The sequence below is a fragment of the Acinetobacter sp. RF14B genome, from assembly GCF_006864105.1.
GTDB classification, from domain to species: Bacteria; Pseudomonadota; Gammaproteobacteria; order Pseudomonadales; family Moraxellaceae; genus Acinetobacter; species Acinetobacter lwoffii_C.
Map to the genome: position 1 here is coordinate 1 of NZ_SMTB01000189.1, position 1,269 is coordinate 1,269.

Sequence of the window (1,269 nt, forward strand, 5' to 3'; positions counted from 1 at the left end):
CATTGCTGTCCCACAATTTTTCACAAGAGGAAGCTCATTTGAGCTTCCTCTTGTTTTATGGGTATTTTATCGGGTGAAAATAAAGCTTTTAAAGTTCTTCTTTCAAACAAATTCACTTGAATTATTCTGAGTAAACGTTGAACTGTCCAACCTGTTTTTCCTAAATGTTGAGCGAAACTCACCAATAAATAGGCGATCATCGCAATCCAGATTTGTGTCTGAATTGCGTTCCTGCTGCGGCCTAGAAACGCTTTTAATTTGAGATTCTGCTTAATCGCCTTAAAGAACAGCTCAACTTTCCAACGATCTTTATAAATCGCCGCAATGGTGGAGGCGGCTAGATGAAAGTTATTGCTGAGAAAGTTAAAGTGCTTGCCACTTTGCTGATCTCTATATTCAATTCTTCTTAACACTGGGGCTTTTCTTTTTAGGGCATGTGCGCTATTCAGCTGAATGGTTTCATCTTTTAGAATACCTTTGGATTCAAGCACTGGATGTTGCTGGATCACCTGATACACAGATTTAGGCCTAAAACGTGTGACAAATCCAATGTTTTGAGCAGTCAGATTTGCATACCATTGGTAATCGACATAGCCTTTATCAAAAACTACAATGCTGCCAGCAGGAAACTGGAATTTGCGGCCTTGTACCATGTCATTTTCTTTGCCATTTTCAACTGCAACAAACTCAGGAATATCATTGCTGTGATTCAATCCTATGCTGAGTTTCATGCTGGCTTTTGAGTCGTGAACTTTGGCCCATTCACATAAGGAAAGCGACAGGTCAATATGACTGGCATCCAAGGAATACAAGGGATTCTTAAAGCGAAATTTATGAGCTACTTTTGAGTGTTCATAGTATTTAAGCAACTTGTAAAATAGCTGTTGATACAAGGCAGCAGGCTGCTGCTCATTGATTCGTGCCAGCGTGCTTCGGGGAATAGACTTTGCTCCGAGATGACTTAGCTTTTCCTGTTGGCACTCCAAATTGGATTGAATATCTCTCAGACTTTGCCTACAAGAGAATTGAGACATCAATATGGCAATAAACTGATCCCACCGGGAAGCCGCTCTAAATTTCTGTCCAACATGGTGTACTTTAGCAAGTTGTTCAAAATCCTGTCGCACAACAGGTTTAATTAGCTCATGAAATACGGTATTCTGATGTGACAAAACCTGAATCCTAGTCGTTAAAGTGTTTGTTTGCACTCATATTTTAACTGTTAGGACTCAGGTTTTTTTATTTAAAGCAAACTATGGGACAGCAGTG

At 39.8% G+C, this 1,269-nt stretch carries 1 protein-coding gene; it reads right to left on the reverse strand.

All coding sequences use genetic code 11. The features are described 5' to 3' along the window. Positions 1–20: 20 nt before the first annotated feature. Entirely contained in the window at positions 21–1,172 is a 1,152-nt protein-coding gene (locus tag E2K52_RS14415) for an IS4-like element ISAbe18 family transposase (protein WP_151205681.1), read from the reverse strand. Positions 1,173–1,269 lie beyond the last annotated feature (97 nt).